The organism is Deltaproteobacteria bacterium, assembly GCA_012522415.1.
GTDB lineage: Bacteria > Desulfobacterota > Syntrophia > Syntrophales > JAAYKM01 > JAAYKM01.
The window spans coordinates 1-4465 of record JAAYKM010000033.1 but is presented as its reverse complement, the minus strand read 5'-3'; the positions used below and the strand labels follow the sequence as shown (position 1 = coordinate 4465).

The following is a 4465-nucleotide window of genomic DNA, read 5'->3' as shown; positions in this document are numbered from 1 at the left end:
CCGGTCCTGGACCAGAAGACCGCCGACGACACGGCGGAAATCGTAACCGGCCCCGCTGCCGTCCCTTTGGGGGATGATGAGGACCCGGACGTTTTTCTTGCTTTCCAGGACGGCCGCCGCGTCGGCGTCGATGCCGGGGGCGATGATCACTTCCAGGAAGATCCTGGCCAGTTCCTCCGCCGTTTTCTTGTCGATGGGGCGGTTGAACGCGACGATCCCGCCGAAGGCGGAAACGGGGTCCGTCTCCAGGGCCTTCAGGTAAACGTCGGCGAGTTCTCCCGAGAAGGTCGCGGCGCCGCAGGGATTGGCGTGCTTCATGATCACGGCGGCGGGCAGCGGGAAGTCGGAGACGGCCTGCCAGGCGGCGTCGCTGTCCATGATGTTGTTGTAGGAGAGGGCCTTGCCCTGAATCTGCCTGGCGTTTGAAATGGACGAAACGTCGGGGTCCGTTTCCGTGTAAAAGACCGCCTTCTGGTGGGGGTTTTCCCCGTAGCGCAGGTCCTGGGCCTTTCTAAACTGCATGGTGAGGGTATCCGGGAAATCCCGGGTTTCGCCGCCGTAGGGGGCGAGTTTTCCCAGGTAGTTTGAAATGGCGCCGTCGTAACGCGCCGTGGTCTGAAAGGTTTTCACGGCCAGGGCGAAGTTGGTCGCCTCGGAAATCTTTCCCCCCGTTTCCTTCATTTCGGCGATGATCCGGCCGTAATCCCCCGGGTCGGTGACCACCGTGACGAAGCGGTAGTTCTTCGAGGCGGCCCGGAGCATCGTCGGGCCGCCGATGTCGATATGTTCGACGGCCTGGCCGAGGGAACAGCCCGGCTGGGCGACGGTCTTTTCAAAGGCGTAGAGGTTGATGACGACCATGTCGATCGATTCGATGCCGTGCTCGGACAGAGCCGCCATGTGGCTGTCGTTGTCCCTCAGGGCCAGGAGCCCTCCATGGATTTTCGGGTGCAGGGTCTTCAAACGGCCGTCCATCATTTCGGGAAAGCCCGTGTAGTCGGACACGTCGCGGACGGTGATGCCGCTGTCGCGGAGCTGTGCCGCCGTTCCCCCCGTGGACAGGATTTCGACGTTGAATGCCGCTAGGTCCCGGGCGAAATCGACGATGCCCCTTTTGTCTGTTACGCTGATCAGTACCCGTTTGATCGTGTTCAGATTCATGAGTTCTCTTCTCCTTGCAAAAGTCTGTATGGCCGTTGTGATCTCTATTCCGTTGAAGTGAAGGGTGAAGCCTGTTGCGTATCGCTCCCCCCAGGATGGGGGGCGATGGATTCCCCTTTCAACCCCTGATTTGCGCCATGTGCCTTACCCGTTTTTCGATCAGGGCCGCCGTGCCGATGTCCGCCCGGTGCGCCACCGGACCTCTGACCGCCGTCACGGCGTCTTCGGCGATTTTTTCAGCCGCCTCGAGGGTGTCGGCGATCCCCACGACGGCGATGGCCCGCGATGTCGTCATGTGCAGACCGTCCATTTTCTGATCCACTGAAGAGTAATAAAGACGGGCCGGTCCGACATCGCCGATCGCGATTTCCGCGGACGTGGAGCCGGCGTCGGGATGATCCTTGGGAAGGCCGTAACCCCTCGGGACGATGTACTTGCAGACCGTGGCCTGGCGCTCGAATTCGACGGGGAGGCGATCCAGGGCGCCGTCGATGACGGCCCGGCAGAGATCGACAAAGTCGGTCTTCAGCAGGGGCAGGATGTTCATGGCCTCGGGGTCGCCAAAGCGGGCGTTGTATTCCAGAAGCCTGACGCCGTTTCGTGTGGCCATGAACCCCCCGTACATGACGCCCCTGTAGGGTTCCCCCGTTTCCCGGAGTAGGGCGTCGGCCACGCGGCGGGTGATGGCCAGACCCTGGGCGACGTCTTCGGGTTCGAGAAAGGGGAGCATGTGGTTGCCGTCCGAGTAAGAGCCCATTCCGCCCGTGTTGGGTCCCCTGTCGTCGGCGAAGCGGCGCTTGTGATCCTGTACGGCGGGGGTGGCGAGGACCATTTTGCCGTCGGAAATGCACTGGAGGGAAAATTCTTCCCCTTCCAGCTTTTCTTCGATCATGAGGGAGGCATGTTCGCTGAGCATGTCCTTGCACAGGGCCAGGGCCTCCGCCTTGTCCTTCAAGTGATCGCCCTGGACCAAGACCCCCTTTCCCCCCGTGAGGCCGTCGGGCTTCAGAACGCTTTCCTCCATCGTATCCAGAAACCGCTCCACCCCATCCAGGGATGAGAAGTTCTGAAAACGGGGGTTTCCGGGGATACCGTACCTGGCGAGGAGGTCGCGGGTGAAGGTCTTGGACGTCTCCAGGCGGGCGAGACTCCGGGTGGGGCCGATCGCGGGAATGCCGATGGCCCTCAGTGCGTCCACCACGCCCTTGTCGAGGGGATCTTCCGGGCCGATCACGGCAAAATCAATCGACCAGAAGCGGGCCTTGTCGCAGATGTCCTCGAGATCGCCATAGGAGCCCGCTGCTGTGGCGGAGCAAAGGCCGGCGATGCCGGGGTTGTTGTTTTTCATGAAGGCGTAAAGGCGGGGATGATGACGGGAACGGACAATGGCCTCCGCCAAGGCGTGTTCCCGGGCGCCGTTGCCGATCAACAGGACGTTCATTTTCTGTTTTCTCCTTGAGGATCTTTCGGTGTTTCGACTCGGTTACCGGCCCAGTTTCACTGAAGGTCCGGGACTTCGTTCTTTCCCGGTCACGCGCGGAAGACACGGGTTTGACCGGGTGACGCCGATTTTGCAGCGGCCGGACATCGGAACGAACACGACGTCGTTTACATATCGAAAAAGGGTATGGGAGTCAAACAAATTGGTGATGGGGTGGCCGAAACCCCTGAACGGGAAATAAGGGAGGAGGAGGGGGGCCATCGGGCCCCGCCCTGCCTCTCCTTGACAGTCCCCGGTTTAGCTGATAGAGGCCAGAAAAAAATGAACAGGCCGAATCGTTTGCGTTCCCTATGTGTCTTGGCGGGAGTGCGGGCTCGTGGCGGCGGACCGATCATTTGTGGTGTGGATGGAAGAACATGACGGAACAGAAAAAAGAACCCTTGAAAACCCTGATTCTCGCGGCGGGAAAGGGAAGCCGGATGGGGTCGGATCTCCCCAAGGTTCTCCACCAAATCGGGGGGAGGCCGATCCTCGATTACGTCGTCCGGCTGGCCCGGGAGGTGGGAACGGAAGAGGTGGTCGTGATTGTCGGCCATCGGGGGGACTTGGTCCGGGAGGCCTTTTCCGGGCGGGGCCTGGTTTTCATGGAACAAAGGGAACTCCTGGGTACGGGTCATGCCGTCCTCCAGGCCCGGGACGCTTACGAGGGCTACAGGGGCGATGTGCTGATCCTCTGCGGCGATGTACCCTTCCTGTCCCTTGAAACGGTGAGGCGCTTTCGCCATGAACACGGGGCATCGGGCGCCGTCGTGTCGGTTTTGACCGCCCGGATGGAGGAACCCCGGGGATATGGACGGATCGTCAGGGACGAGGCGGGAGTACCGAAAAGAATAGTCGAAGAACGGGATGCGACGGATGAAGAAAAGAGCATCCGGGAAATAAACGCGGGGATTTACCTTGCGAAGGCTTCCTTCCTGTTTGCGGCGGTCCATCAAATTGCCGATGACAACACGCAAAAGGAATACTATCTTACGGATATCGTTGAACTGGCGAACCGGGAAGGTCTGGTGGTCCATGCCTGTGTGGCTGAGGACAGCCGTTCCGTCATGGGGATCAATACGCCGGGGGAACTGAAGGAGGCCGAGGAATACCGGCTTATTTTGGAGGGGCGGGGACGTTATTGAAAATCGGAACCCTGGAACTTGCGGACGGCGTCTTTCTGGCGCCCATGGCGGGGATCACCAACCTTCCTTTCCGAATGATCGCCCGGACACACGGCTGCGATCTCGCCTTCACGGAGATGATCAGCGCTATGGGCCTGGTTCAGGGGGCGATGAAAAGCCGCCGTTATCTTGATTCCGCCGCCGGAGACCGGCCCCTCGGGGTGCAACTGTTCGGCTCGGATCCGGGGACCCTGGCGGAAGCGGCGAGGATCGTCGAGGCGCAGGGGGCGAATCTTGTCGATATCAATATGGGCTGTCCGGTCCGCAAGGTGGTGCGGGGGGGAGCCGGTGCGGCCCTGATGAAAACGCCCGACCTGATAAAGAGGATCCTGCGCGCGGTCAGACCCGCCGTCCGCGTACCCCTGACCGTCAAGATGCGCCTGGGTTGGAGCCGGAATGCCGTCAACGTCCTCGAGGTTGCGGCTATGGCGGAGGATTGCGGGGTGGACGCCGTCATCGTTCATGGCAGAACGGCGGATCAGGGTTTTTCCGGGGCGGCCGACTGGCATATGATCGGGCGGGTAAAGGAAAGGCTGTCGATTCCCGTCATCGGTAATGGAGACATCCGTAAGGGCTCCGATGTGGCGAGGCTGAAAAACATGTTCCGCTGCGACGCCTGTATGGTGGGACGGGGTGCCTT

General features: G+C 61.1%; 4 protein-coding genes. 2 read left to right on the top strand and 2 right to left on the bottom strand.

What is annotated here, in order from left to right:
* Both purH and purD read right to left on the bottom strand, forming a co-directional pair.
* On the bottom strand, positions 1-1161 hold a 1161-nt coding region (gene purH / locus GX147_02925), incomplete at its 3' end, for a bifunctional phosphoribosylaminoimidazolecarboxamide formyltransferase/IMP cyclohydrolase (GenBank protein ID NLN59661.1).
* A gap of 118 nt (positions 1162-1279) precedes the next feature.
* Positions 1280-2602, bottom strand: coding sequence for a phosphoribosylamine--glycine ligase (gene purD, locus GX147_02920; protein NLN59660.1), 1323 nt, complete (start codon positions 2600-2602; stop codon positions 1280-1282).
* A gap of 416 nt (positions 2603-3018) precedes the next feature.
* Here purD and GX147_02915 point away from each other — a divergent pair, with 416 nt between their 5' ends.
* Positions 3019-3786, top strand: coding sequence for an NTP transferase domain-containing protein (locus GX147_02915; protein ID NLN59659.1), 768 nt, complete (start codon positions 3019-3021; stop codon positions 3784-3786).
* A partial coding sequence (locus GX147_02910) for a tRNA-dihydrouridine synthase family protein (protein ID NLN59658.1) occupies positions 3783-4465 on the top strand: 683 nt, incomplete at its 3' end. The genes GX147_02915 and GX147_02910, both read left to right, overlap by 4 nt.